Origin of the sequence: Leptospira ainazelensis (assembly GCF_016918785.1) — a bacterium.
GTDB classification, from domain to species: Bacteria; Spirochaetota; Leptospiria; order Leptospirales; family Leptospiraceae; genus Leptospira; species Leptospira ainazelensis.
Window position 1 is genome coordinate 107395 of record NZ_JAFFPT010000055.1, and the last position, 26193, is coordinate 133587.

Sequence of the window (26193 nt, forward strand, 5' to 3'; positions counted from 1 at the left end):
TTAAAGTTTCAGGCTTCCTTTTCTTTTACACTTTCCGCAATTTTGCGGATTTTTTCCGAGAGATCTTCCAATGGTAAATCGGATTCGGTGGATTCTTCCAGCTCTTTTCCGATTTTTTTGAGGTCTTCTTGGATTCGGAGTTTATTCTCGGAAGCGCGGGTCGCCATGTGAGTGAGGAGATCGTCCCTGTATTCCGTCGCCATCTCGAGTTTGAGTTCTCCGAGTGAAATCATAGATTGAAGAATTTTTTCAAGTCGATCTCGAGTCAGATAACTCGCTCCGATGCCTCCCAGCACCAATCTGCCAAAGAGGGAGCTGATATCCTTTCCGGTCTCGCGGATGAGAGCCGAAAGCATAAAATTGGAGAATTCCTCGTTTCTCTGTCCCAAAGAAACTTTGAGAAAAGTTTGTCCGAGGATTTTGGGTGTGATATCCGAACCCGACATATTATCGATGACGCGAATTTCTTCTCCGTTGATGATCATCTCAGCAACGTCCTCAAGAGTAATGGTCTTACTCGTTTCAGGATCATAGAGTCTTCGGTTCGCGTATCGTTTGAGGAGTTTCATTTTAATTGGTTGCGTCTTTTACGCATCGCACAATTCTAGAATCCGTTGCAAAACCCTTCGGTCAAGCAAAATACCCATGCCAAGCCTATTGTTCGATTTTCTCTTCCTGAGCGGACTCGCCAAAAAGGAGGAAAAACTTCTGCTCTCTCTCCTGGATTGGAAAGAAATTTCCTTTGTGGAATGGTCGAGCGGCGGGAGATTTCCCGAAACAAAAACGGGAGAAATAGTGATTCGGAAATCGATCGAAACCGATTCTTTGCAGACTGCATTAGATTGGTCGAAACAACCTCTTCTCATCGGAAGAATGGAATCAAAATCTCTTGGAGAACTTTTCGATCACGGTTTGAATTATTTTTTAAATTTAGAATCTTCTAAGATCATCGATATTCCTTTGGAGGAAATTCCGCAAAAGAAAGGTTTGAACGCGCTCGTAGTCGGGCCCGATCCGCTTCTCTATCAGAGGATCCGCGCACATCTGAGAGCGATGGGATGGGAAACCTACCCGTGCAAAGAACTTTCGTTTCTCAGAGATCGATACAAAGAATACGAACCCGGAATTTTATTTTTAGACTGGGAAAGGTTGAACGTCAAAGACGCCGTCGATCAACTCAGGAATCTGCCTCAGAGACCCACCTTCCCTCCTATCGTCGGAATCAGGGACGTAAAAAGGGAGAATCTTTTTCAAGATCTTTCGCTCGGAATCAGGGACTATTGCCAAGAGTTATATTCAGAAAAAGAAATATTAGAAATTCTGAATCAATCGATCCACGAAGCGGAAAGGGAAAATATCGGATCGGAAAATCAAAAAAGAATGGTTTTCGAGTTTAGAACAGGGATCCAACCCACTGGAATCAGAATCGAAAGGATTACGCCGACTCAGTTTTCAACCGATCGGTTGGAAAAAATCAAACTCAGGAATCTGCTGAACTGGATGCGAAATTTTCTTTGAACGCCTGCTTCGTTTTTCGCTTTTAAAACGTCAATTCAAACAAATCCTGGGTTTATGAATTCCATCCAAGTCAAATCGATAGAAAGTCCGGAAGAAATTCTTTCCACATTTCCGGTGATGAGTCAATTGAGGCCCGATCTAAAAAAGGAAGAATATCTGACGCTCGTATCTTCCATGATGAAAGAAGGTTATCTTTTAGCGGCGGCATTGGAGGATTCGGAAATCTGTTCGGTCGCAGGATATCGTTTCGGAACTATGCTCGCGCGCGGAAAATATTTATACGTGGACGATCTTGTCACCGATAGTACAAAACGATCCCGAAATTTCGGAAAGATACTTTTTGATTGGCTCGTTTCCGAAGCAAAAAAGAGAGACTGCGATCAGTTTCACCTGGACAGCGGCGTTCAAAGATATTCCGCTCATCGATTTTACCTACGGGAAAGAATGATCATATCATCGCATCATTTCGTCTTAATGTTAAAGTAGAATTAAGAATGTTAGAAACACATTATATTTCCTCCCCTGAAATCGAATCCATAGGTTACGATCCGGAAATCGGAGAACTTCATATTAGAATGAGAGACGGAAAGGAAAAGATACTTTCCGGTATCAAAACCGAAGTTTATACAAAATTGATGCAATCCGGATCCAAAGCGGAATTTTTACGAAATCTGATCGAATCCATTTGATATATTTTTCCATCCTTCAATTATTGTTGAAGTAATCATTTCCAATCTAATGATTGGATTGAGATAAAAACGATGCCTCGTCCCAAAGAACAAAAAACCTCACAACTCATCGATACCGCCTTCGCGTATTATTTTCATAGAACGGATCGTCTTTTAAGGCTTCATTTTACAAAACTCATGTCCGATTTCAAAGAAGACATTACGGTTGAACAATGGATTCTTCTCAATCAGCTTTCGGCAACCGGATCCGCTTCACAAACGGATCTTGTCGATAAAACTTTCAAAGATAGACCGAACGTTACTCGCCTTTTAGACGGTCTGGAAAAAAAGGATCTAGTCCAAAGAGAAGACGATCCCGCCGATAGAAGAAAATTCCAAGTTGTCATTACAAAAAAGGGAAAAGCGCTTTTGGAAAGAACGCTTCCACTCATGCTAAAAGAGAGAAAGTCCGTTTACAAGGGATTAAGCAATTCCGATTTACAAGTTCTCAAAAGGATTTCTGAAACGATCGAAACCAACGTCTTGGATGGAAGAATATAAGGTTCCGTCCCAAAACCGGGACTGAACCTTGCAGCTTGATCTTTCAGATAAAGTATAATCGAGTTTAGGGACTCGCTATAAGTCGTTTTCTCGTTTCAGAATCTAAAATCGATTTCGGCCAACGGACTTTGTTTCAGTTGAGATAGGCTTTTAAATCTTCCAAGGGAATGTGATCCGTAACCTTTTTTGAAAATTTAACGATTTGTAACCTTAGATCCGGTCCGATCAAAAACTCGGCAGGCATACGATCCATTTTCATACCCGGGACTTTTTTCATTTCGAAACCCAATTCCTCAGCTTCCTTGATTTCTTTTTTTCCCGTAAGAATGGTACTGATAACGCCGAGCCAAGATCGTTTCACCTGGTAAAGCTTATACAATCGATTGGAAGGATCCGGAATCAAAGGAAACGGCATTTCCTTTTTACCGACGCTATTTTTGATACTTTCTTCGGAGGATTCAAATACTGCCAATATTCCGAGTCCCTTTTTCTGAAGTTCGGGATAAACCTTTAGAAGTTGGTGAACCCGTAAATTACAAAGCGCACACTCTGCGTTTCTAAAAAACGCCAAAAGAGTATATTTACCCTTCAAATCGGCGAGATGAATCGTATTTCCGAGATAATCCTTTGCCGAAAACTCTTTCGCAGTATCTCCCGTTTTTAGTCCCATAAAAACCTCCTTTTATTCAGATTTTTACAATAGGCTTTTTTGTTGCCTATGCAACAATTATTTAGGTATCTTTTTTATTTTTTAAACAAAAAGGCTTATCATTCCGGGAAAACGGACTGATGATCGAAACGCGCTCATCGATTTCTGGGGATTTTAGGATCTTTTTTGAGTGAACAAAAGATCCTTGACTTTCCCTTCTAAAACCTTACCCTCCTGGACCATGAAACGTATTCTACTCTACGTCCTACCGGTTTTGTTAGTTTTATGTATCGCGCTTCCATTTATAGCGGATGGAGAGAAGCAGATCATCGATTCCGAAATTCGTTCCAAAAGCGGCGGAACGTTTTTAGACACTCCGGACGGATTCGTTCACTACGAGTTCAACGGCCCTGAAAACGGGGAGGTTGTAGTTTTAGTTCCCGGATTTTCCAATCCGCTTTTTATTTTCGAACCTCTATCGAAAATTCTACAAAAAGAAGGTTATCGGGTTCTTACGATGGATCTTTTTGGAAGAGGACTTTCGGATCGTCCCGATACGGATTACAATCCGGAACTTTTCGAAAGGGAATTGCTTTCTTTATTCCATTCTTTGAATATTCGAAAACCCGTAAATTTAATCGGAACTTCTATGGGAGGAATTATAGTCTGCCAGTTTACGTTAAAACATCCGGAAAAAGTTAAAAAGCTCGGTTTGATAGCGCCTGCGGGTTTCCCGATGGAAATTCCTTTAATGGGAAAATTGACAAGGCTTCCGGGAATCGGCGACTATCTTACAAAAGCCTTTGGAGACGGTACGCTTCTCAAAGGTTCAAAAACAAATTTCTTTGCTCCGGACAAATTTCCGGAATTCAATTCAATCTATAAAGAGCAAATGAAATACATAGGTTTTAAAAAAGCGATTCTTTCCAGTTTGAGAAATATGCCTTTAGAGTCTTTTCAAAAAGAATATGAAAAATTGAGCGAGAATCCAATTCCTAAGTTGCTGATTTGGGGAAGAGATGACAAAGTAGTACCTTTCAAAAATAGCGAAGTTGCCGTCAAAACTCTAAAAGGAATCGAGTTTCTTTCTTTAGAAAACGAGGGTCATGTTCCCCATTTTGAATCTCCGGAAAGAATTCTCCCAAAACTCCTTGAATTTCTGAAAAAGTAAAAAGTAGGAACTCTCACACTTTAAAAAAATTCCTACTTTCCAAACTCCTTTAATCCAACGGAACCAAATAGGTTGTTTTATGTTCGGTCAAAGGTTCATAGATTTCCATCGAAGGTTTTTCTTTTAAGTTACAACCTCTCGTTTCGCAGGCCTGAAAAACGACAGGATAAACCTTATAGATTCCTAAAAAAATCGAGAGAAAATTCTTTAAAGGAAACTCGGCTAGGACGTATTTTTTTTCTGGAATCGTTCGAAGTTTTAAATCCAGCGAAAGACCTTCCGGGACTCTCGCCAAAGGTTCCGTCAAAATCACACCGACTTCCGAGCGAAGTTTTTCTTTTGAAACTTCATTCGGATTATCGAGATAAATTCCGAAAAGTTTGAAGTTCTGAATTCCTTTGGCGGGAAGTTCTTTCTGCAAAATTTCAAAAGAAACGCCGACGTTTCTATAATCGCCGATTCGATCGTGTGACAAAACATAGAATGGGCCGCGATTCTCTTCCTTAACCTGAACCTGATCAAAAGCTCCCATATAAAATAAGAATCCGGTCAGACCAAGAATCAAAACCAACGTTAAAAGTGCAAAAATTCTCATATTTCCCCCGTTAAACGTTTAGGAGATTGGAGGAATTCCTTTTGTATTCAATCCCTTTTTACACTTCCCCGAAGAATTTCTGAAATCAAGAAATCGTATTTTGAAATGAACATATTTTTTGAACATGTTCAAAAAATAAAACTTTACAAAAAATTGACAAGATCCATAATTTGAACATGTTCAATTTATGGAGTAAAAATATGAAACGAATCCATCTCATCTTTCTTTTGTTCCTTTTTGGAACCGCGTCCTCCGCTTATGGCGATTCACAAACCGATTTTTTTGAAGAAGTTCGTAAAGGGGATTTGGTTAAGATCGAAAAGACTCTTGCAAGGGAACCGGAGCTGGTAGAATACACCGACGGCAGAGGCAGAAACGCGGTGTTTTACGCGATCGAAAGCGCAAATCCAAAGGTTCTAAAGTTTATCTTAGATCGATACAATCCGGTCGATAGAGCCGATAACGCAGGCGAATATCCGATTCATCTCGCCGCGAGATATTCCGATAGCAAGTTGTTAGAATTACTGGTTGAGCGCGATTCTTTCTTGGAATATCTCAATCGAAACGGTGAGAATGCGTTAGATGTAGCTTTACAATATGGAAACACGAATGCTGCCGCTTACTTAATGGCTAAGGGTTTAAAAGCCTCCAAACCCAAATCCGGTGGTCCTTTCACGATCGGACTTTACACGGCTTATCTCGTCATTAGTATTCTGATGACCATCTGGGTTGCCAGAACCCTTTTTAATAACGGGAGAATCTTTTTGGTACAAATGTTCAATGGAGAAGAAAAACTCGCGGATTCCATCAATCACCTTCTGATCGTCGGATTCTATCTGATCAATATCGGTTACATAAGCCTTTCCTTGACTACCAACCAAAAACCTTTAGATCTGGCAGAATGTATCGAAGTCTTAACCACGAAAGTCGGTGTTGTACTTTTGATTTTAGGTGTGATGCATTTTTTCAACCTGTTCTTGTTTGCGAAGTTCAGAAAGAAAATCTCATCCAGTTTTGGAGAAGCTGAAGTCAGAGCATGATTCGAAAAAAAATCAAATCCACGGGAGAAACCGGGAAGTCTCAACAAACCCGGTCTCTCCTTTTTAAAACAGCGATCTCATTGTTTCAAAAAGAAGGATACGATGAGACCACGATGAGAGCCATCGCTCAAAAGGCGGGTCTCGCGGTGGGGGCCACCTACTATCATTTCAAAACGAAAGAAGATATCGTCCTGGAATTTTATAGACTTACTCAGGAGGAAGCCAATATTCAAAATATTGAATTCTGCAAATCCGAGTCCGAACTAAAGGTAAGAGTAAAGAATATCATTCGATTCAAACTCGGGCAATTTCAAGGATATGAAAAATTCTTACACGTTCTTGCAAGGAGCGGCGGAGATCCCAAACACCCTCTTTCCCCCTTTAGCAAAGAAACTGAACAAATCCGAGAGGACGCGATTTCCCTTTTTCGAGACGCCATCGAAACTTCTAAGGATTCGGTTTCCGCAGATTTAGTTGCGGACCTGCCTTTTTTATTCTGGCTCTTACAATTAGGATTTATCTATGTTTGGCTGTTCGATTCCTCCCCAAAAAAGAAAAAAACCGAAACGCTCATAGATAAAGGTTTAGATCTGGTTTTTCAACTTCTCAAACTTTCTTCCCTTCCTATTTTCCGATCCGTAAGAAAGTCGGTCTTGTCGATGATCGAACTTTTTAAAAATTAAAAACCTTACAAGCAGGCTTTCGAAATGAATCTTAAAGACGTCGCCACTCTTCCTTCCGCTGACAAGAACAAGGAAGAAGTCCTTCTCAAAACGGAAGAATATCTGAAGGATCTTTACAAACTTCAAGAAAAGTTATACGCAAAAAAAGAAAATTCAGTTCTGATTCTTTTACAAGGAGTGGATACGGCGGGAAAGGACGGAACGATCAAACACGTTTTTGCCGGCTTAAATCCGCAAGGATGTTCCGTAAAGGCCTGGACAAAACCGAATTCGGAAGAAGTTCAATACGATTTTCTCTGGAGAATTCATAAATACGTTCCTTCCAAAGGTATGATCTATATACACAATCGTTCCCACTATGAAGACGTGATTGTGCCGATCGTTCAACAAAATCTTCCTGAAAAAAGAATCAAAGAAAGAATGGAATCGATCCGTAATTTCGAGAGACATCTTTTAAGGGAAAACAACACTCTTATCCTTAAATTCTTCTTACATATCTCGAAAGAAATTCAAAAGGAAAGAATCGAAGAAAGAATCAATAATCCGGATAAAAAATGGAAGTATGATCCCTCGGACGAAGTCACTCAAGATCGTTGGGATGATTATCGTTCCGCTTATGAAACGATCTTCAATGAAAAAGATCAGGAGAAAGAATGGAATCTGATTCCCTCCGATAAGAAGTGGTATCGAAATTATAAGGTAGCGAAAATTATCTGCAAAGAGTTGGAGAAAATCGTTTCTTAGATTGAACTCCGAATTTTATGGATTCGAAAAGGGAAAATTTCAATCACCGCGAGAGGACGCTTCAAAATCACCTGCAAACAAATTTTATAGAAAATACTGAAAACCTTTCCCAAAACCTTAAAATGTGGGAACTCTCACGTATTTTGGATGATAATAGTACAAGTAGAAATTCCGCAAAAAATCGATAAGACGTAATCTGTGGGAACTCACACGGATAAATTAGAATTTTATAAAATGAAGATCCTTTCTTCTTTCGAGGTTTTGGGGCAGGCTTTTGCGGGAACTCCATCGAAATTTCACGGCAATCCTCTCATCGAAATTTCATGAACCGCTTAAGGGAGTAATCTGTTGGAACTCCTGCGTTTTTATTATAAGCTTATGAAGAGTTCTCAGCGGTTTCTTTTGAGGTTTTGGAACAAACTCTAAGTAGGAACTCTTACAAAATCTCCCAAAAAAAAGTTGCAATCTCTTTTATACATTAAGCCCGACTGTCTCGGATCGGTAAAAAAAAGACCGGGACTTTCACCCGGTCTTTTTCTATCCCCTAACTAAGGAATCCATTTTTAACAAAGCTTCGAACCTAAAAGTCTCGATTCATTTCCCGTTTCGAAGCAAATAAACCGAGAATCTTCAACTGAGCGTCTTTTACTTTTTCAGAGCCGTCGTAAGAATCGTCGGATTTCATAAGTTCTTTCATCAACCAGCGGGAAGATTCCCGATCCATAAAATCTAAAACTTGAATCACAAGTTTTTCGCGAACGCTCCTGAGTGCGCCCGCAAGATCCGGAAGGCTGACTTGTCTTAGGAGTTCTTTTAATTCGTTGTGAGAAAGAGAATGAAAGGCGCGGCTTAAAAGAATATCCGAATCAATCTGAGGTTTAGAGTTGCAAAACTCCGCGTAAAAATCATTGAGTAGAATCGTATCGATTTCCTTTCTTTTAGCCATCACGTAGTTCCAGAAATTTTCCTGATAGGATTCTCCAAAATAAGAGGCGTTTCTTTCTAAAAAAACTGATATATGCAATTCTTTCTGAATCGCTTCCATTCCTTCGAGAACGATAATTCGATCTAAAAGTTCTCTTCCTTCGTAACCTCCGGAGAGAATATAACCTTTTAAAATATTTCTAACGTTTTCGGAATCCATTCCGATTCCTAAGAGTTCAAAACCTTTTCTCAAAATAAACGGATGTTTTTCCGAGTTGAACTCGTCGATTAAAAAGTATTTTCCAAAAACATAACACTTTTCGCAGAGTTCGAGCATCATTCCCAAAGTTTTTAAACTTTGTTCTTTCTCGTCGTCTTTGCAGAAAAGCTGATCCGGTCTTAAGTGTGCCAGCATGTCTTCGTTTCTCCGATTTCTATGATTGTCTTTTCTAACCGTTTTCAATTCCGAAAATTGGAATTGGAATCAACGAATTCGTTTTGCAGAAAGATGCATCAATAGACGAAGAAAGAGAAATCTTTCGAACTTTTTGTTCAAAATTTCCTTTTGAGGACTCAAAATTCAGTTCGGATTCTTTTTTACTAACCCTTTTGTCTTAATGGTTCTTAGATAGTTTGACCGATTTGTGACAATAAGAAGTCCATCTTCTAAGAAACAAGGACCAGGGGATAGAGTAAGACCTGAATCGATTCGGAGTAATGAACAATAGGAGCTCCCTCTACAACGGGAATCCCGTGGCTTTGAAAAATCTCGTTTTTATAAATCATACATTCCCCCTTCTGAAGCGGCCAGGGAATATGATGAACTTCTCCCCTATAAATTCTTCCTTTTGAATCTTGAGAATAAAGACAATATCTTTCCGTTAGCCAGTTCTCAAGTGTTCCACGTTTTGAACGATAGATTTCGGAGATCGGTTTGTATTTTGCGTAAAATTCCGCAGGTCTCGCCCGATCATCTTTTCTCAATGATAAGAATTCTTTCTGATCTTTCTCTCTTCGAATCAACATCTTTGCGTTGAGATAAGGAAGATGAAAAAACTTTCTTGCGATCTCCACAACGAGAGGATTGCCCGCGTCCAAACTAAAAAAATAGACTCCCGGTTTTTCACAGTTCTTCACATAGGTTCGAACATTCAATTCCGGAAAATAGGAAAGCCAAGGTAATGACGGTAAATAGAGCGGCCTGACTCCTTTCATTCGAAAAGGAACCAATCCTATATAAGCCTTTTCTTCAAAGGTGTCAGCTTCCAATTCCTTCGGTAATACCTCTTTTAAAAATTCTTTTGGAATCTCCCAGTGTAAAAAAGCCAATTCTTCCCAATACTGGACCATAAACGGTTTTGTTTTGGGTAAAGGCCACGGTCGATGCGAGATTTGTTTTTGCAGATTGAAAAGAGACGAAAAGGTCATGGTAGAATGTTCCGATTTTCGAATTTTTAAGGAAATATATTTTTACATTCTCCTTCGAATTGTATCACATTTCGATTGCAATTTCACTTTGGAGAAACTCGATTCCTTCAAATGTCATATTATAATTTTTTATTTTTTAGAAAAAAGTTAAATCTATGTCCGACTATCTCCTCGATTCTGATAAGAATAAAAAAAGGTTCGATATGAAAAAGAATATTAGAAAATTACTCATCAGCTTTGCCCTCATCACTTCGTTTATCAATTGTCCGGGCGGCGGAGGCGGTTCGGATATGACTTCGATCTTATTTTTACTTGCAAGCGGATCCGCCTCTGGAGGCGGCAAAACGACAACACCGACGACTTCCTCCGCTCCTTGTATGGAAAAAAATTCCTTTACGATCTCGAGTGCGACCGCCTGGACTTTCAGCGGTCTTCCGTATTTTTATTCGAGCGCTAAAACTTACACGTTGTCTCCCTCAAAACCTTCTTCCGTTTTTTATGCGAAACAGGATCATCCGTTTACGAATCCGAATGCCGACTATAGACCGGTTTTCCCTACATTCTACGATTCGAACGGAAGCAACTATCAGGGAAGAGAAGGTTGGAACGTCTTCACCGTGACCTCTATGAGTCCTTACGGATACAACGGATTTTATTACGTGAACAAGTTCATAAACAATAGCCTTTCGGCGGGTCAGATCAACGCAGTCGATTTTAACTTTCCGACCAACCCCGCAACGGTCAACGCAAGCGCTTCGATCATCACAAACTGTAGAACTCTGGATTCCGACGAAAAATCCTTTTCAGCAAGTAGCGGTTCTTCGAGCACAAACGGTTTAAGTAAGATTTGGACGAACCGCAAAAAATTGAACGTGAATCTTATTTTTATTAAAGACGGCAACACCCGCGCTTATCCGGATCCGACACAAGCGGGTTTACAAACGGCGCTCAATCGTTGGAAATCGATTTATTCTCAAGATTCGGTTAAGATCGACATTCAATATACGGTGACCGAGTTGGATTCTGCGGAGTTCTTAAGTCTTGCATCGTTATCCACCGACTTCTACAACACGACCGGAAGTTTAGGAAAGTTATTCTCTTCCACCTCTTCCGTTCAATCCGATGTCGCATTAAATCTTTATATCGCAAGGGAGGAAACCGAAGTGGGAGGTGTTCTAGGGATTTCAGGCGGAATCCCCGGTACGGTCGGTCTCAAAGGCACTCCTCAATCCGGTATGGTGGTTTTTATCGAACCTCATCGTTCTTCGGGCGCTCTCGGTTCCATCCTGAGCGTCGCGGATCAGAATTTCTTAGGAGATACGATGGCACACGAAGCGGGGCACTTCTTGGGACTTTTTCACACGGTGGAAAGTGCGGGGCAGAGCGGAGCCGGTACTCCGAATTACACGATGGATCCTCTGATTGAAACTCCACTTTGCACATCGGCGAGAAACACCAACGGTAACGGAAGGGTCGATATCAGCGAGTGTAGCGGGACGGGCTTTTTTGATTCCGGTTCTTTGAATCTTATGTTTTGGGCGGGAGACGGCGTCACTCAACAAACTCAACTCACCGGAGAACAAGGATGGGTTTTGAGACTAAACCCTCTCGTTTACTAAATTAAATTAGGAAAATAAAATATATGAAAAAGATAATTCTTACATTGATCCTTTCGACGACATTCGTCGTACCTCTGTTAGCTGAAAACTTAGATCCTCAAAAACTCTCCGAAATCCGCTCCGTTTTATCGGGAACTAGGCATTTGGAGGATTTGAACGAACTTAAGAAGAATTTAGAGATCTACGAAGCCGATCCTTCTCCATATCTGATCGCAATCATTCAAGAATCCGGAACCAGGGTTTATATCAGAACGAGAGCCTTAAATTTGCTGCAATTCTATCCTTCCGAAACGAACTCCCAATTCTTAGAATCTAAAATTTCCGCAAACAACGAGCATGAATCCGTTCGAAAATTCGCGATTCGAAGTTACGCAATTTCTCAAAAAGGGCAAACTTCCAAGGTGGAAACGTTTTTAGGAAAATATCGGAACGATTCCAATCTGGGGAGTTTTGTAAGCCGGACTCTCAAAGAATTCAATTCCAATCATACTCTGGAAAAAAACGATTCTTCCAAACGACAAATCGACAGAAACATTCTGAAAAAATAGAAACGGGAGTTCGATCACACGCAATTGAAAAAGTAAGTTTGGTCCCTTAGTTAGGAAAAAGGCCCTTTCGGAATTCTCCGGAGGGGCCTTCTTGTAGGAACTCCTCGACTGAAAAAGTAGGAACTCCTGCGTTTTCCAAAAACTCAGCAGACAATCCTCGACTGAAAAAGTAGGAACTCCTGCGTTTTCCAAAAATTCAGCAGACAATCCTCGACTGAAAAAGTAGGAACTCCTGCGTTTTCCAATAACTCGGAAGACAATCCTCGACTGAAAAAGTAGGAACTCCTGCGTTTTTCAAAAACTCAGCAGATAATCCTCGACTAAAAAAAGTAGGAACTCCTGCGTCTTCCAATAACTCAGCAGACAATCCTCGACTGAAAAAGTAGGAACTCCTCCAAAACAGGGTTGATTCTCACAAAAAACGCGGGAACTCCCCTAAAAATTGGTGTAGATGAAATACCAAAGTTCAGAAATCTGTGCACATGAGCCAAATTGAATCCGTTCCAATCGGAACCCTCCCACCCTTGGGACAGGTTCCAAAAAAAATGTATGCGCAGGTCGTTCGTCCCGAGCGTTTTGGCGATCCGATCCAAGCAATTCAGGAAGAACTCATCGATGTTCCAGAAATAGCTCCGGACGAAGTGCTCGTCGCGGTAATGGCAGCCGGTGTAAATTATAACAACGTTTGGGCCGCTCTCGGATTTCCCGTAGATGTAATCGGCGCAAGAAACAAAAAAGGCGAACCCGAGAAGTTTCATATCGGCGGATCCGACGCATCCGGAATCGTTTATAAAGTCGGTGCGGATGTTAAGAATGTAAAAGTCGGAGACGAAGTCGTTCTTCACTGCGGAATCTGGGATAAAAACGATCCTTGGGTCAAAGCGGGAAAAGATCCTATGTTCGCGCCTTCTCAGTTGATCTGGGGATACGAAACGAACTGGGGTTCTTTTGCACAATTCTGCAAAGTGCAAGACCATCAGTGTCTTCCAAAACCGAAACACCTTTCTTGGGAAGAAGCCGCCGCTTACATGTTAGTCGGCGCGACCGCTTATAGAATGCTTCATCACTGGAAACCGAACGACGTACAAAAAGACGACGTGGTTTTGATCTGGGGAGGAGCCGGAGGACTCGGTGCGATGGCGATTCAGATCGTAAAAGCCGCCGGTGGAATTCCGATCGCGGTCGTTTCCGAAGACGATAAATTCGACTTCTGTATGAAGTTAGGCGCCGCGGGAGTGATCAACCGTAAGAAGTTCAACCACTGGGGAGCTTTGACTTCCGAAATCAACAAGATGGAAAAATTCGCAGAATGGACCAAGTCCGCTCGCGAATTCGGAAAAGCAATCTGGGACATCGCGGGAAAAGGAAAAAATCCTAAGATCGTTTTCGAACATCCGGGAGAAACCACGATCCCTACTTCCATGTTTGTTTGTGAAACCGGAGGGATGGTTGTAATCTGCGCTGGAACCACAGGCTTCAACGCAACCGTTGACTTACGTTATCTCTGGATGAGACAAAAACGCCTTCAAGGTTCTCACTTTGCAAACGATGAAAACTCAAAAGGTCTCAACGACTTAGTCATCGATAAAAAAGTCGATCCTTGTCTTTCCAAAACCTTTGCTTGGAACGAGACGGCAGCTTCTCACCAGTTGATGAAGGAAAACAAACATCCTGCTGGAAATATGTCTATCTTAGTAGGAGCCGACAAACCGGGTCTCGGAAAAAAATAATTTCCAAATCGACCAGTCGTAAAAACCCCCGAAAACTGAAAATGTTTTCGGGGGTTTTTGTTTTTGCGAAGAATGTCTCGGGCGCGTTCTGCGGTCGATCTTCCGAAGTAAAGAATGCGTCTTTAAGTTCCGCAGAACCGCGCTCTTAGCTCCGGTCAAGTTATTGCCAAAGAAAAAAACCAAACAAAGCTCAAACCGATTTGCAATAACTTGACCACGCTTCGATCGCTCGCGCGGAAAAACCTTAAACCAAAACCGGCAATTTATTGGATGGATGAATTCGATTCAATTTTTGTTTTAGAAAAGAAAACAACGGAAAAATTCTTAAGATCATTTTTAAAATTCGGTTTTCAGTCGTAACAAAGACAAAAACCAATTGCTTTTACCGCCTCATTCCCTATGGTCTTCTTCCAAACGATTCTACTTTAAATTCGGTTTCTACTAAGAGGGACTGATTTCGACTTTAGAATCGGCTAAAATATTTTAATACTGCCGCCAATGTATATTCCAAAAGCAATTCTTTTGACTCAATGTCTTCAAAACGATTTTACCGCGCTTCTTGAGAAATACGATCCCCTTCCGAATGCTTTGCATGTCGGTTATCAAGAAGCAAAACGGCTATTAGGCGAGATGATTGAATATGGCCCGGTTCATTCCCTGATCGAATGGGCGTATGCAGTGAATCCGGATGATCTCTGGATCGTTCACATCCGCGACTGGCACGACGCTTCGGATTCTTCCCAAAAGGATCATCTCCGGCAATTCGGTCCACACTGTATTCAAAATACAAAGGGCGCGGAATTCGTATTCGAACCTTGGATCCAAGAAGAACAAAGAAAAAGACATCAAATCGTAAACGCATCCGGATTAAACGACTTCGTCGAAACCAATCTGGAAGAAATTCTAAAACCTCTAAAGGGTAGTTCTTTAAAGGTCGGAATTTCAGGAGTTTGGACGGAAGCCAAAGTTCAATTTCTTGCATACGATATCAAAACCAGATATCCGGAATGGGAAATCGGAATTTGCCCGGCTTTAACCGCATCTTCTTCGATTGGAATGCACTTTATCGCGTTGGATCAAATGAAAGAAATCTTAGGCGTAAAAATATTTCCTTCCATCGGAGCCTTTACCTCTTTTTTAAGCGGAACTGTTCCAAATTTGGAAAAAAGAATCACACATTCCAGAATCTCATCCGATCATTTTCGTTATGAGGAAAACTACAAAGTCGACGAAACAGATGAAAAACTTCTCTTCTATTTGTTCAGAGATTGTAAGGAAGTAGAGTTCAAATGTCTGGACGGCGGTTTTTCAGGAAATGTAGTATTAAAATCAAAATCGGTAGATCATATCGGACACAGCCAGGTTCCTTTCGTGATCAAGATCGGCCCTCGCGACCTCATCGCTAGGGAAAGAATCTCCTTTGAAAGGATCGAAGAGGTTTTAGGAAATAACGCCCCCTCGATCGTAGATTTCGCGGAATTGGAAGACAGAGGTGCGATTAAATATCGTTATGCGGCGATGTTGGAAGGAAATGTCCGCACATTTCAAAAAACGTTCGATACGACCGAAGACGTTCAAGAACTAAAAACGATTTTGGACGTCGTATTCCTAAAACAATTGGCGAAACTCTACGAAGCTTCGACCCAAGAAAAACTAAACTTATTAGAATATTATGATTTTCAGTCTAAGTATTCGCCGGGTGTTCGAAAAAGGGTCGAGTTGATTTCCGGAAAACCTGCAGTCGGAGAAACCATCGAAATCGAATCCGGAGTGATCGTCCCGAACGTTTGCAAATTTTACGAAGAGGATCTCGTCAATCTCAAAGAATACACGGCGGTCTCACACTTCACGTCCTATGTCCACGGTGATCTCAACGGCGCCAATATCATCTTAGACGCGCAGAATAACGTCTGGTTAATCGATTTCTTTCACACTCACAAAGGGCATATTCTCAAAGACCTAATCAAGCTGGAGAACGATATCCTCTATATCTTTACGAAAATTCAGAATTTGGAAGAATGGAAGGAAGCGATAGAGCTCAGCGACCTTCTCCTCAAAGTTCCGGATCTAGGAGTCCCGCTTCCCGCAAAACCGAAAAAAAGCTGGAAACATTCCAAAATCAACAAAGCCTACTCGGTCATAGCTCATCTTAGATCGTATTACCCTTTTCTTATAAAACTGGATCGAGATCCGTATCAGCTTCATACGGGCGCCTTACGTTATGCGATGCACACTCTTTCTTTCGACGAGTCTAACGATTGGCAGAAAAAATGGGCTCTTTACTCGGGAACACTTTGTATTACGGGAATCAGGGAGTATATCCAAAGATCCAAAATTCTTAGAATCGATTATCTCAAGTCAGATTCATTAAACGGAAATCTCTCTCGTATCGGACTCACGATTCTTCCGGGTAGAAAGGACAGAGAAAGAAATTTAAACGAAGACATTGAAACCATTCTGAAAGAAGGGATCACCCACGTTCTCTGCCTTCTTACTGAAAATGAATTCGCGGAATACGGCGTAAAAGATCTCAAAAACGAATACAAAAACAGCGGACTAAACGTTTATCATTGTCCGGTCCTAGATCAAACTGCCCCCTTGATCGAACAAACGATTCCCGTTCTGGAATGGATGGAGCAATCCCTTTCAAAAAAAGGAAAACTTCTCATTCACTGCGTGGGAGGTTTGGGACGTTCGGGAACGTTTGCAGCAGCCTATTCGATTTGGAAAGAAAAGATGAGCGCGGGCGAAGCGATTTCTTTGGTTCGAGAATCCAGAAGTGAAAGAGCGATCGAATCCAAGATACAAGAGGAGTTTTTATCAAACTTTGAAGCAAAAATTCTTAATGATAAAAATCTAAATTAGAAAATTTGATTATTCTCCGAGTAGAGTTACACCCTGCCAGTTTTCGGGAACCCCGAACCTGCAGTGGTGAACCGATTTTTCGAGATAAACTCTAGCGGCTTGATCCGCGCGGTTTTTTTCGAGAATTCGATTAAAAACGACGCAGGCTTCCTCGAAATGTTTTTCCCTAAACATAAGAATTCCCCGTTCAAATTCTTCCCGAGTATTCATATAAGAATCGATCAAACTCTCGGAAAGACCGTTAAATACTTCCAAAACGGTATGCACCGTCTTTTGATCTCGAATCTGAATCCGATCCACAACCCGATAATGGTATTTGGAAGAATTTGTTAAACGAAATAGAGTGGAATCCGTGATCAACAAAGAGGACTCATACGTTTTACTAAGTTGTCCAATTTTAGTGACCACGCTTACGGAAGAAGAAATGGCTGTGCTCTCCATTCTTTCCGCCTCTCCGATCGTCCCGAGTAAAATCGGTCCTGTGTGAATTCCGGTTCCGGAACGAACCGGATCTTTTCCATTTGCGATTCGTTCACGATTGAATTCCCTTAAAATTCTTTGAATCTCGATCGCACTGTCCAGAGCCTTCTCCGGCTCGGGAGGAAATAGCGCCAAAAAAGCCTCGCCGAAATATTTATCGATAAACCCGTCTCGTTCCCTAATGATCGGGCCCACCTTTCCTAAAAAAGAATTGATGAATTCGAAATTCTCCTTTCCGTTCATCTTCTCGGAAATATCGGAAAAGGCGCGGATTTCGTTGTAGAGAAGAGTCATCTCTTCTTCGACCGTATCTCCGAGTTTGATATCAAATATATCATGTTTATTTAATATTTTGAGAAGTTCCCTTGGAACAAAAAGCCCGTAAGAAGAATTCACCTTCTTCAAACTTTCGGACATTTCTTCCACCGCGTCGAACGCGATGGAATATCTTTTCGCGAGAAGATAGGCTTCTGAAAAAATAAATGCGATCAAACCGAACGGCGCCAGAATAAAAGTGGGAATGATTCTTTTATTGTAAAAAATATCCTGACTATACGCCAAAAAGAAAAGAAACAATCCTATCAGAATGGAAATCGATCCCGGTTTTTTTCGAATCAAAGCGGAAATCAAAACGTAAAATCCGTAAGCAAAACATAAAAATGTAAACACGTAATAGTATTCGATCGTTCCCGTAAAAAGAACCGGATCCTGCGAAATCACGATCAAAGAAAAAATCGAAGCGATAAAGACGACCGCGTAATGAATTTCCTTTTTTACCTCGTCAGGAAATAAGGCGCGCAAAAAGGCGGTGGCGAACGGTGGAATCAAGTAAAAACTGAGATACACGATTCTCATGTGGAGATGATAGTTGATCCCCGGAAAAATAACTTGTATGAGATTCTGACTCGTACTGAGTTCTCGAAAACAGAAGACAAAACAAATGATTCCGAAATACAAAAGTGCCGCGTCTTTTTTCCTCAAAAAATAAAGCGTAAAATGATATAAGGCCATAGCCGCGAGAAAACCGAAAAGAAAAACGTCCACGGTCATTCTTCTTTCTCTCAATCGAATGACTTGGTCTTCGTTACCGAAAACCAATCTTGCGGTGAGGCCGCCTCTTGCGTGATAAAAATTCGAAAGAGGAATTCTAATTTGAAATTCGTTTTTCTGAATTTGAAAAGGGATCACCCTTACGTTCCATTCGGGAACGGAGGATGCCTGTGTTTTTCCGGGGATTCCATGCGATCCGATTTTTTTACCGTCGATCCAAATCTCGTAAGCAGTTTCGGAAGTTTCCGCAAGGAGGGCGAATTTTTTAGCATCTCCACTCGGAGGAAGAATCACTTTCAAAAAGTATGTTGCAATTCCTGTGCCCGGATAATTGTTTCCTTCCGGAGTTTGAATTCGAGTCCACGCCTTCGGAACGGGCATCAAACGATTTTTTTCGGATTCTACATTCTGATTATCGGTGAATTCGTTCCAACGAAAGATCCAATCCCCGTGCAACGCAGCGGGACCGTATTCTTCGAAATTCCAATTCGATAAATCCAAAACTCCCGATGAAGCGGATATTTGAGGACGTTCTACTTCGGCCAGACATTGATTCAAAACAAAAATCAGACCGATGAAAAACAAAACCTTCTTTTGGTAAAATCTCAATAAAATCATGGGAAGTTTTCTTGATTCTCTTCCGCACTCTTGCTCTTGGTCAATAAGAATATTGAGAATCACGTTCTTTACTTTCTTTGAATAAAGTTTTTTAGCGGGTGATTGATTCCGTTTTTAATAAAATTAATCCATCTTTTGAATTACCGGTCCTTCATCATACGTCCAATACCGTGATCCCATCCCAGTTATTGGGAGATCCAAATCTACAGTAATGAATCGATTTTTCGAGATACCAGCGCGCAGGTTGATCCAATTTATTTCTTTCTAATACCCGATTGAACACAACACAGGCTTCTTCGAAATTCCTTTGTCTAAAATGTGAGATTCCTCTTTCAAATTCCTCCTTTGTATCCATAAAAAGGTTAAGAAGAGGATCGGATTGTCCATTAAAAACTTCTAAAATGGTTACGATGGAATTATGGCCTCTGAGTTGGATTCGATCCAATACTCTCATCTGATATTTTTCCGGATTTTCCAAGCTAAAAAGAACGTGATCCGTTATCAAAATGGAAGAATCGAAAAGACGACAAAGCTGCCCCACTCTCGTGGCAAGCGTGACCGAAGCGGAAATCACGGCGCTTTCCATTCGTTCCGATTCCCCGATCGTTCCCAACACGATCGGCCCCCGATGCAAACCGGTCCCCACACGAACCGCTTCCTTTCCGTTCCCAACTCTGGACATATTAATTTCTCTTAATATACCTTGTATCCCGACCGCACTTTCAAGGGCGTCCTCGGTTCTTTGAGAGAACAAGGAAAGAAAGGCGTCTCCAAAATACTTATCGATAAACCCGTTTTTATCCCGGATCAACGGACCGACCTTACCCAGATAAGAATTGATGAACTCGAAATTTTCCTTCGCTGAAATCTGATCGGAAACGTTCTGAAAAGGACGGATCTCGTTGTAGAGGATCGTCATTTCCTCTTCCGCTACGTCGCCTAACTTAACGTCTATGAAATTATTCTCGTTGAGAATTTTTAAAAATTCCCTCGGAACGAACAAACCGTACGAGGTATTAGTTTTATTTAACGTATTCGTTAAATCGACGATGGCGCCGAAAGCCTGAGAATATCTGCGAGCCAACAAATAAGCCTGAGTAAAAAGCATCGCCAACAAACCGATCGGAGAAAAATAGCCAGTGTTGATGATTCGTTTATTGTAAAGAGTATCGTGAACGCTTACGAGAAAGAATATAAGCAGACCGTTTAATAGAAGAACGGCTCCGCTTCGTTTTCTTACGATCGCAAGCGCGAGAATATAAAATCCGTAAAAAAAAGTGATAAACGTAAAAGCGTAATAAACGTCGATCGTCCCCGTAAAAAAAGAAGGGGAAGTAATCAGAACTATAACGGAAGCGAGGCCTCCAAAGGAAAGAATTCCATAATAAAGATATTCGTTGAGTTCGGCCGGAAATAAGGAACGGAAAAACGCCGCAAAAATAGGAACCGTCAGATAAAAAGAAAGATATACGATCTTGCTATGGATCGAATAGTCCAAACCCGGTATTAAAATCTGAATCAGATTTTCCCCCGTGCTGGTAGTCCGAAAACAATAGACTAAACAGAGAAGTCCGAAAAATAAGACCGACTTTTCTTCCTTACGAAGATAGAATAACGTTAGATGATACAGCGCCATGATCGCCAAACTTCCGAATACGAAAACTTCGATAGTAAGTTTTTTCTCGCGGATCGATTGTATCGAAGCGTTTTTTCCGATAAAAAACTTTCCGGTTAAACCGCCCCTCGCATGGTGAAAATTCGAGATTAGGATTTTTAGATTGAGCTCTTTTTCGGAATTCAAAAACGAATAAATCTTTTTGTTCCATTCGGGTTTTGACCTTTCGGAACTATCTCCCACCGTTCCGATCGATCCCAGTTTTTTCGAATTGATATAAATTTCGTACGCTGTCTCGGAAATATCCGATTGAAGGGCTAACTCTTGACCGACCAAAGAATCGGGGAGTTTTATTTTTAGAAAATAAGTGGCGTAACCATCGGAGGGAAATTTATTTCCATCAACATTCTCAAATTTTACCCAGGACTTTGGAACCGTAGTAAAGAGAGAATTTTCGGTCCAGGATTCCCGCGAGAATTGATTCCATAAGAATCGAAATTCTCCTTCGAGAAGCGCCGGTCCGTGTTCATCGAAGTTCCATCCAGTAAGATCGAGAATTCCTTTTTCAGCTTTTGGAAACGGAATCGATTCCATCCAAGAACAGGAAAAAAGGAAAAAAACAAAAATCCAAGAATAGATCCTCGGAACTTTCATATTCTTATCCAAAAATTAGAATCGGAAAGAAGGTTTCCCGATAAAAAAAGGAGATCCTCAAGAGTTTAGGTTTCATATTAGTTCTAAAAAAATCGGAGTTCGATTGTGAAACGATATTCTGTCTTTGGAAACCGAACGGTCAATGAATATTCAAACTATATAAATCAATTTCAGTTTCTCTTCCTTTCACTTTGAATTTTCCGAGTGATCTACACTGTTTTCGATTTTCATCGGAAAGAAGTTCGTAAACGGCGGAGGAAAAGAGGATTTTTTCCCGAAGAGAAGAACAAAGACCTTCGATCCTCGAAGCTGTATTCACGCTATCTCCGATAACGGTGAAATCCAAACGATTTTTAGAGCCGATGGCGCCTTGAACGACTTCTCCGTAATGAAGGCCGATACCGGATTCTAAGATCGGAAATTGGGAAAGGCTCCATTCTTTGTTGAGAACTTCCAATTCACTCTGCATCTCTTGCGATGTTTTTAAAGCCGCGTCCGCGGGAGAATCGACCTCCACCAATCCTCCGAAAACCGCCATGATCGCGTCGCCGATAAATTTGTCGATGGTTCCGCCGTTTCTAGTAATACAATCCGCCATTCGATCAAAGTATTCGTTGAGTTGAAGAATCAATCGATCAGGATCGGACTTCTCGCTCAAAGAAGTAAACGACCTCAGATCCGAAAACAGGACAAGAACCTTTTTCTTTTCGGTACGATCCGTGACCCCTTCGCTTAACAATTTCTCTTTCACTTCTTCCGAAACGAATTGTCCGAACAACCGGGATATGTTTGATTTTTCTTTTTCTCTTTCGAGAACTTCCGAAAGAAGACGTTTTGTGTTTCTTACAAGAACACCTACCACGATTCCTGAAAAAACCATCATCATCGATTTGAAAAAATAAATAGGAGGATCGGTGAGATCATGCCACTGAAGAAGGTCTTTGGTGTGAATTTCCGAAATCCCATCCATTGAAAGAAGGTAGAAAACAAAATATTGAAGTCCACAATAGAAACCTGAAAGAATCGACAACCTTTCATCCAGCGCAAATCCGGAAAGGATCACCATAAAAAAATAAAGATAAGAGGCGGGGCCGGTAATATAAGTTGCGGCGCCTAACGGAAGATAGGTTTCGGCGAGAACATACAAAATTCCGGGAAGTGTGGAATAAAATAAAATCACGATATAAATCCGGGACCCTTTTGCCATTTTGAATTTTGCAAGAAGGTAGAAGAAAAAGGAAACGATTCCTCCGATAGAGGTCCATAGAATCGGAACCTGCATTTGAAAGACAATTCCCTGTCTCTGCATCCAGATCAGAGCGATTGCGGAAGCAGTTCCTAAAATGAAAGAATAAAAACTGACCTTTTGTAAGGTAGAATTGATCTCGAATTCTAAATAAGAAGAATAAGACTCTTTATCGCGGGCATTTATCATCGAAGGAGATTCTTTCAGAGATGAATTAAAATTCCAAGACTATTTAAATTGGGAAAGAAATTCCCGTCGATGAATTCCGGAACCAGATTGGCGGTGTTTCCTTTTACGACTCAAGATAAGTCATCGATCATCGACAAAAGATCTGCGTGAAGTATAGATTTTTTTGAATTCGGATCGAGGTTTCCCAACTGACAAATCCAATTCCGCAAAAAACGAGGAAACGGGAAGGCCTTACTATCGTTTTGAAATCGTATATGATCCTGATCCCTGAGTTTCAGACTGCGAAAAGCTCCCGGAGATTCGCAAAAATGCCCTCAGACTTCTATTCCACAAGTGACTCTACGCAAAATTATAACAATACGATTTCGGCTAACTTTAAAGAAGGAATGTAGAAATGAATCCGAAGTATTTTCAAAAAACAAACACAATGGATACAATTTAATAGAATATTCCTTTGGTAATTGTCCGGAAAATATATTTCCAAAAACTTACAATTCGGAATTCGATTTTTTTATAACAGTATAGACGGTTGGTTTCAACACAAACCGTTTGGAAAACACGAAGATCCCAAACTCCAAAATTGAAAAGAATCACTGATTACCTTGGTAGGATTTGGAGCAAAATTCAAGGATAAAGAAGCGGGACCGGCACCTAAATTGATAAGTATAGAACTAAATGATAATCATCGACTTGATTCCCAACTACAGCACAAGATCGATTCCTAAACATAGAGGCAATCTATAAAACGAACTTCAAAAACAAATCGTTAATTCTTATTTATGAAATAAAATTTATGTATTTTATAAATATCTAATATGAATTTAACACGCTTTAAAATAAGAATTCAAAAAAAACTCATACGCGTTGTCGTTAGTGGAAATAAATAGGAGAAACCTTCTACATGAAAAATAACATCATGAAACTGGCGGCGATTGTGGCACTTACTGTTGCATTCGCGGCTTGTAAACCAAAAGATAGCGACGACAACACAACTACGACGGCCCTGCTTTTTCTGCTGGACCAGACTAGTGGAAACTGTGCGGTCGTATCTAGAACGAATTCGACTTTGTATACGGCATCGTTAACCGTAATTCCAAAGGGTGGCTGTAACCAAGCGACTCTTGCAGGAAGCACTCTTGCGGCAAACACGTTAATCACCCAAGCCTACTATGATACGGCTCAAACGATCGCTACCTCCCTCGGATGTAACTCTAACACAAGCGCAAGACTTACCACTTTGAAAGAAGCCGTTGCAACCGCAAACTCCACTGCAACCGCACAGACAACCTTTGATACAAACGTGGAAAGAACTAGATACTTCCCAATTGCTGACCTAAGAGTGGAAGGAATCGTTGCTCTCAATACCGCTCTTTCTCCATTAGGATTTTCTCAAGCGGAAATTTTGGCGCTTAAAGTAGTTAGTTTAGATGCTTATAGGAACATTTTTCCTATCACATTCCTCGGTCAAGCCGCGGGTTTAGCGGGTGACACAGCTTGTGTTACCGCCGTAACTAATAAATCGAGAACGGATTACGCTGGAGTAAGAGGTGTAGATCCCGCTGCTACTACAAAAGCGACGATTACGACCCTTCCGTTGATCAATACTTGCACATACGGAAGCGCTTCTCCGACTAACACGACTTGCGCGACCCTAAACACTCAATTCTAATCAAAAGTTTGTCTTTTAATTAGAAGAGACAAAGGTCATCCCGAAACGGGTGACCTTTGTTTTAGTATCATTCTACCTTTTTATCGGATTTTATGTTTTCAAAAAAATATTTCTTTCTATTGGGCGCCTCTTGTCTTCTTTTCTACTGTAGCCCCCCTTTCGAAGCGATCTCCCATGATCAAAACAAAGACGGAAAAATCGATAACGTGCTTTATACAAAACGCGACTCAAACGTATCCATTTTTATGGAAACCTTTGAAAACCAAAAAGAGGTTCCGGACGATTGGTTGTGGTTAAAGATGGACCCCAAAGATCCAAAATCATTCCAACCTCTTTACAACGAAATCGCATCCAACGATCCACATAAGGTGGACGTGAAAGTTTGGTATGGCCCCGGGAATTTAAAGCTCGTCGAAAAAGACGACCGAGACCAAGACGGCTATTTCGAGACGACACAATACTACAATCGTTTTGCAAAACCGAAAATTACTTCGGGGATTGTTGCGAGAATTGAAATCGATTCAGACAAAGACCAAAAGCCTGATATTTGGATCTTTCCGATGGAAAGGATGGAAATCGACACAAACAAAGACGGAATTCCGGACAAAAAATCATCCGAACCAAAAATCATCGGCGGAATTTTAAAAACAAGGAAACAAATCGTCACTTCTTCAGCTACTCCTCTTTCTCCAACACAATCCTGGGCGCTCCATCCGGAACTGATTGCGGACGAAAGTTTGAAGGCGATCATTCCCTCTACCCTCTGAAAGAGGGCGATTCTTAGCTTTTAATCATTTATTTCCGGTAAAAAAGTGAATGAAAAAAACCTTCGATAGCGATAATATATTATAATTTTATAAAATTATAAATTTCAAGTCCCGCGCTCTTGTTCAAATCCAAATCCCGACTTGCGATTCCGCATCCTATATAAACTCTTTTTTGCATCGAACCGCTCATCGTAATTTAGCGACGCCCGCGTCGATCCGCAGAGTTTCTCTCACCCTCTTCGGTTTTCTTTCCCAAGGCTTAAAAGAACTCGCAAGTAAGTCCAAAAATCGGCTTCTTTTGACCTCTTCGGCGTTCTAAAATAAAGAATAGGGGCCAGCGCTTGCAGATGTACTTCTATAACTACTTAGAAAGAGCCGTTTTTTTCATTCCGATTAAAAAGGAACGAATATCATTCTAAATAAGATTCAAATCGAGTGGCAATTCAGGATGATCCAAAAGATCAGAAGCAAGTTTCAAATTCTCTTAGGCATTTTTCAAGCTTCCTTGTGTTTCAAAAAGCGAATGTATTCTGATTCTTATCAGAATACATTTAAGGAGACTATCGAGGAATGCTAATAGAGATCCGAACGATTCCGGCCAATGCTGAGACAAAAAACAGGTAATTTTACATCAAACCATAATTAGGCACCAAGTTCATTTTGGCCCTCTCCTATTTGGTGAACACGGATTATTTAAGAATAAAAGGACAAGATAGCATGTCCCAAAATCCCGATACGATGAAGAATTTCAAAGAGACGCAACCTAACGGAAAAAAACGACCAGTAAGTCATCAGATCAACTTTCCCAAGAATTAGATATATCGATAATTACACTTCGGAAATGGAAGACGAAGTAAAGGCCGGAGTAGATTGCCTCAAAAAAGAATTAGCCGAGGTAACGGAAGTGAGAAGTCCTAAGAAAGTCAGTGGTCGTCTTCTTGATGGCCACACGAATGAGTTATTCGTTTACCAAAAATAACCGAATACCTTATCGATTGAGGATGTGCGAATGTTTGAAATATCGTCTAAGAACGGTGATTGCGGATTGCTTAAAAGTCCAGAAAGTAGCCGCTCAAAAGGCAACCTAGCCTAGTTACGTTTTTGGAGACACTTTTTAAGCAATTCGTTCTTCAAATTCCGCAGGACTCACGTATCCTAAAAA

Annotated in this window: 22 protein-coding genes; 14 read left to right on the top strand and 8 right to left on the bottom strand. The window is 40.9% G+C overall.

Features of this window, described 5'->3' with window-relative positions; genetic code table 11:
* Nucleotides 1–8: 8 nt before the first annotated feature.
* Nucleotides 9–569: a polyhydroxyalkanoate synthesis regulator DNA-binding domain-containing protein gene (locus JWG44_RS13265; protein WP_205275434.1), complete on the bottom strand. Its 561-nt coding sequence runs from the start codon at nt 567–569 to the stop codon at nt 9–11.
* Nucleotides 570–645: 76 nt separating this feature from the next.
* Between JWG44_RS13265 and JWG44_RS13270 the strand changes: the two genes are divergently transcribed.
* The 4 genes from JWG44_RS13270 to JWG44_RS13285 all read left to right on the top strand — a co-directional run bounded on the left by JWG44_RS13270 (nt 646) and on the right by JWG44_RS13285 (nt 2747).
* Nucleotides 646–1518: a response regulator gene (locus JWG44_RS13270; protein ID WP_205275435.1), complete on the top strand. Its 873-nt coding sequence runs from the start codon at nt 646–648 to the stop codon at nt 1516–1518.
* A 54-nt stretch (nt 1519–1572) separates the two neighbouring features.
* Nucleotides 1573–2004: a GNAT family N-acetyltransferase gene (locus JWG44_RS13275; protein WP_205275436.1), complete on the top strand. Its 432-nt coding sequence runs from the start codon at nt 1573–1575 to the stop codon at nt 2002–2004.
* A gap of 8 nt (nt 2005–2012) precedes the next feature.
* Nucleotides 2013–2207 carry a KTSC domain-containing protein gene (locus JWG44_RS13280; protein WP_205275437.1) on the top strand — a complete coding sequence of 65 codons (195 nt, stop codon included), beginning with the start codon at nt 2013–2015 and terminating at the stop codon, nt 2205–2207.
* A gap of 72 nt (nt 2208–2279) precedes the next feature.
* Nucleotides 2280–2747, top strand: coding sequence for a MarR family winged helix-turn-helix transcriptional regulator (locus JWG44_RS13285; protein ID WP_205275438.1), 468 nt, complete (start codon nt 2280–2282; stop codon nt 2745–2747).
* A 133-nt stretch (nt 2748–2880) separates the two neighbouring features.
* Here the strand turns inward: JWG44_RS13285 and JWG44_RS13290 are convergent, their stop codons facing one another.
* Nucleotides 2881–3417: a redoxin domain-containing protein gene (locus tag JWG44_RS13290; RefSeq protein ID WP_205275439.1), complete on the bottom strand. Its 537-nt coding sequence runs from the start codon at nt 3415–3417 to the stop codon at nt 2881–2883.
* Nucleotides 3418–3637: 220 nt separating this feature from the next.
* Between JWG44_RS13290 and JWG44_RS13295 the strand changes: the two genes are divergently transcribed.
* A complete protein-coding gene (locus JWG44_RS13295) occupies nt 3638–4567 on the top strand; it encodes an alpha/beta fold hydrolase (protein WP_205275440.1) in 930 nt (309 codons plus the stop codon).
* 49 nt (nt 4568–4616) lie between these two features.
* Here the strand turns inward: JWG44_RS13295 and JWG44_RS13300 are convergent, their stop codons facing one another.
* Nucleotides 4617–5162 (bottom strand): GyrI-like domain-containing protein, encoded by a 546-nt coding sequence (locus tag JWG44_RS13300; RefSeq protein ID WP_205275441.1) that lies wholly within the window; start codon nt 5160–5162, stop codon nt 4617–4619.
* Nucleotides 5163–5362: 200 nt separating this feature from the next.
* Here JWG44_RS13300 and JWG44_RS13305 point away from each other — a divergent pair, with 200 nt between their 5' ends.
* From JWG44_RS13305 to JWG44_RS13315, 3 genes are read left to right on the top strand one after another with little or no spacing between them, the layout of a single operon-like run.
* Entirely contained in the window at nt 5363–6202 is an 840-nt protein-coding gene (locus tag JWG44_RS13305; RefSeq protein WP_205275442.1) for an ankyrin repeat domain-containing protein, read from the top strand.
* Complete coding sequence (locus tag JWG44_RS13310) at nt 6199–6885, top strand: TetR/AcrR family transcriptional regulator (RefSeq protein ID WP_205275443.1); 687 nt, start codon at nt 6199–6201, stop codon at nt 6883–6885. The genes JWG44_RS13305 and JWG44_RS13310 overlap by 4 nt, the downstream gene beginning before the upstream one ends.
* Nucleotides 6886–6909: 24 nt before the next feature.
* Nucleotides 6910–7629, top strand: coding sequence for a PPK2 family polyphosphate kinase (locus JWG44_RS13315; protein ID WP_205275444.1), 720 nt, complete (start codon nt 6910–6912; stop codon nt 7627–7629).
* 580 nt (nt 7630–8209) lie between these two features.
* On the opposite strand, the gene JWG44_RS13320 is transcribed toward JWG44_RS13315, so the two are convergent.
* Nucleotides 8210–8968: an LIC10244 family PerRA/PerRB upregulated protein gene (locus tag JWG44_RS13320; protein ID WP_205275445.1), complete on the bottom strand. Its 759-nt coding sequence runs from the start codon at nt 8966–8968 to the stop codon at nt 8210–8212.
* Nucleotides 8969–9219: 251 nt separating this feature from the next.
* Nucleotides 9220–9981 carry a YqjF family protein gene (locus JWG44_RS13325; RefSeq protein ID WP_232371634.1) on the bottom strand — a complete coding sequence of 254 codons (762 nt, stop codon included), beginning with the start codon at nt 9979–9981 and terminating at the stop codon, nt 9220–9222.
* Between the two features lie 155 nt (nt 9982–10136).
* On the opposite strand from JWG44_RS13325, the gene JWG44_RS13330 reads away from it, so the two are divergent.
* From JWG44_RS13330 to JWG44_RS13345, 4 genes are all read left to right on the top strand, one after another.
* A complete protein-coding gene (locus JWG44_RS13330) occupies nt 10137–11600 on the top strand; it encodes a M43 family zinc metalloprotease (RefSeq protein WP_205275446.1) in 1464 nt (487 codons plus the stop codon).
* A 23-nt stretch (nt 11601–11623) separates the two neighbouring features.
* Entirely contained in the window at nt 11624–12148 is a 525-nt protein-coding gene (locus JWG44_RS13335) for a hypothetical protein (protein ID WP_205275447.1), read from the top strand.
* 482 nt (nt 12149–12630) lie between these two features.
* Complete coding sequence (gene ccrA / locus JWG44_RS13340; RefSeq protein ID WP_205275448.1) at nt 12631–13878, top strand: crotonyl-CoA carboxylase/reductase; 1248 nt, start codon at nt 12631–12633, stop codon at nt 13876–13878.
* Between the two features lie 498 nt (nt 13879–14376).
* On the top strand, nt 14377–16743 hold the full coding sequence (locus tag JWG44_RS13345; RefSeq protein ID WP_205275449.1) for a phosphatase domain-containing protein: 2367 nt from the start codon (nt 14377–14379) through the stop codon (nt 16741–16743).
* A gap of 9 nt (nt 16744–16752) precedes the next feature.
* Here JWG44_RS13345 and JWG44_RS13350 read toward each other — a convergent pair whose 3' ends face one another.
* From JWG44_RS13350 to JWG44_RS13360, 3 genes are all read right to left on the bottom strand, one after another.
* A complete protein-coding gene (locus JWG44_RS13350) occupies nt 16753–18891 on the bottom strand; it encodes an adenylate/guanylate cyclase domain-containing protein (RefSeq protein WP_205275450.1) in 2139 nt (712 codons plus the stop codon).
* 154 nt (nt 18892–19045) lie between these two features.
* The gene (locus JWG44_RS13355; RefSeq protein ID WP_205275451.1) at nt 19046–21160 is read right to left on the bottom strand and encodes an adenylate/guanylate cyclase domain-containing protein; all 2115 of its coding nucleotides are present in this window, start codon (nt 21158–21160) and stop codon (nt 19046–19048) included.
* Between the two features lie 139 nt (nt 21161–21299).
* Nucleotides 21300–22595 carry an adenylate/guanylate cyclase domain-containing protein gene (locus JWG44_RS13360; protein ID WP_205275452.1) on the bottom strand — a complete coding sequence of 432 codons (1296 nt, stop codon included), beginning with the start codon at nt 22593–22595 and terminating at the stop codon, nt 21300–21302.
* A gap of 901 nt (nt 22596–23496) precedes the next feature.
* Between JWG44_RS13360 and JWG44_RS13365 the strand changes: the two genes are divergently transcribed.
* Together JWG44_RS13365 and lsa25.6 are read left to right on the top strand one after the other, a co-directional pair.
* Nucleotides 23497–24264, top strand: a complete 768-nt coding sequence (locus tag JWG44_RS13365; protein ID WP_205275453.1) for a hypothetical protein — start codon at nt 23497–23499, stop codon at nt 24262–24264.
* Nucleotides 24265–24356: 92 nt separating this feature from the next.
* A complete protein-coding gene (lsa25.6, locus tag JWG44_RS13370; RefSeq protein ID WP_205275454.1) occupies nt 24357–25031 on the top strand; it encodes an Lsa25.6 family adhesin in 675 nt (224 codons plus the stop codon).
* Nucleotides 25032–26193: the final 1162 nt, after the last annotated feature.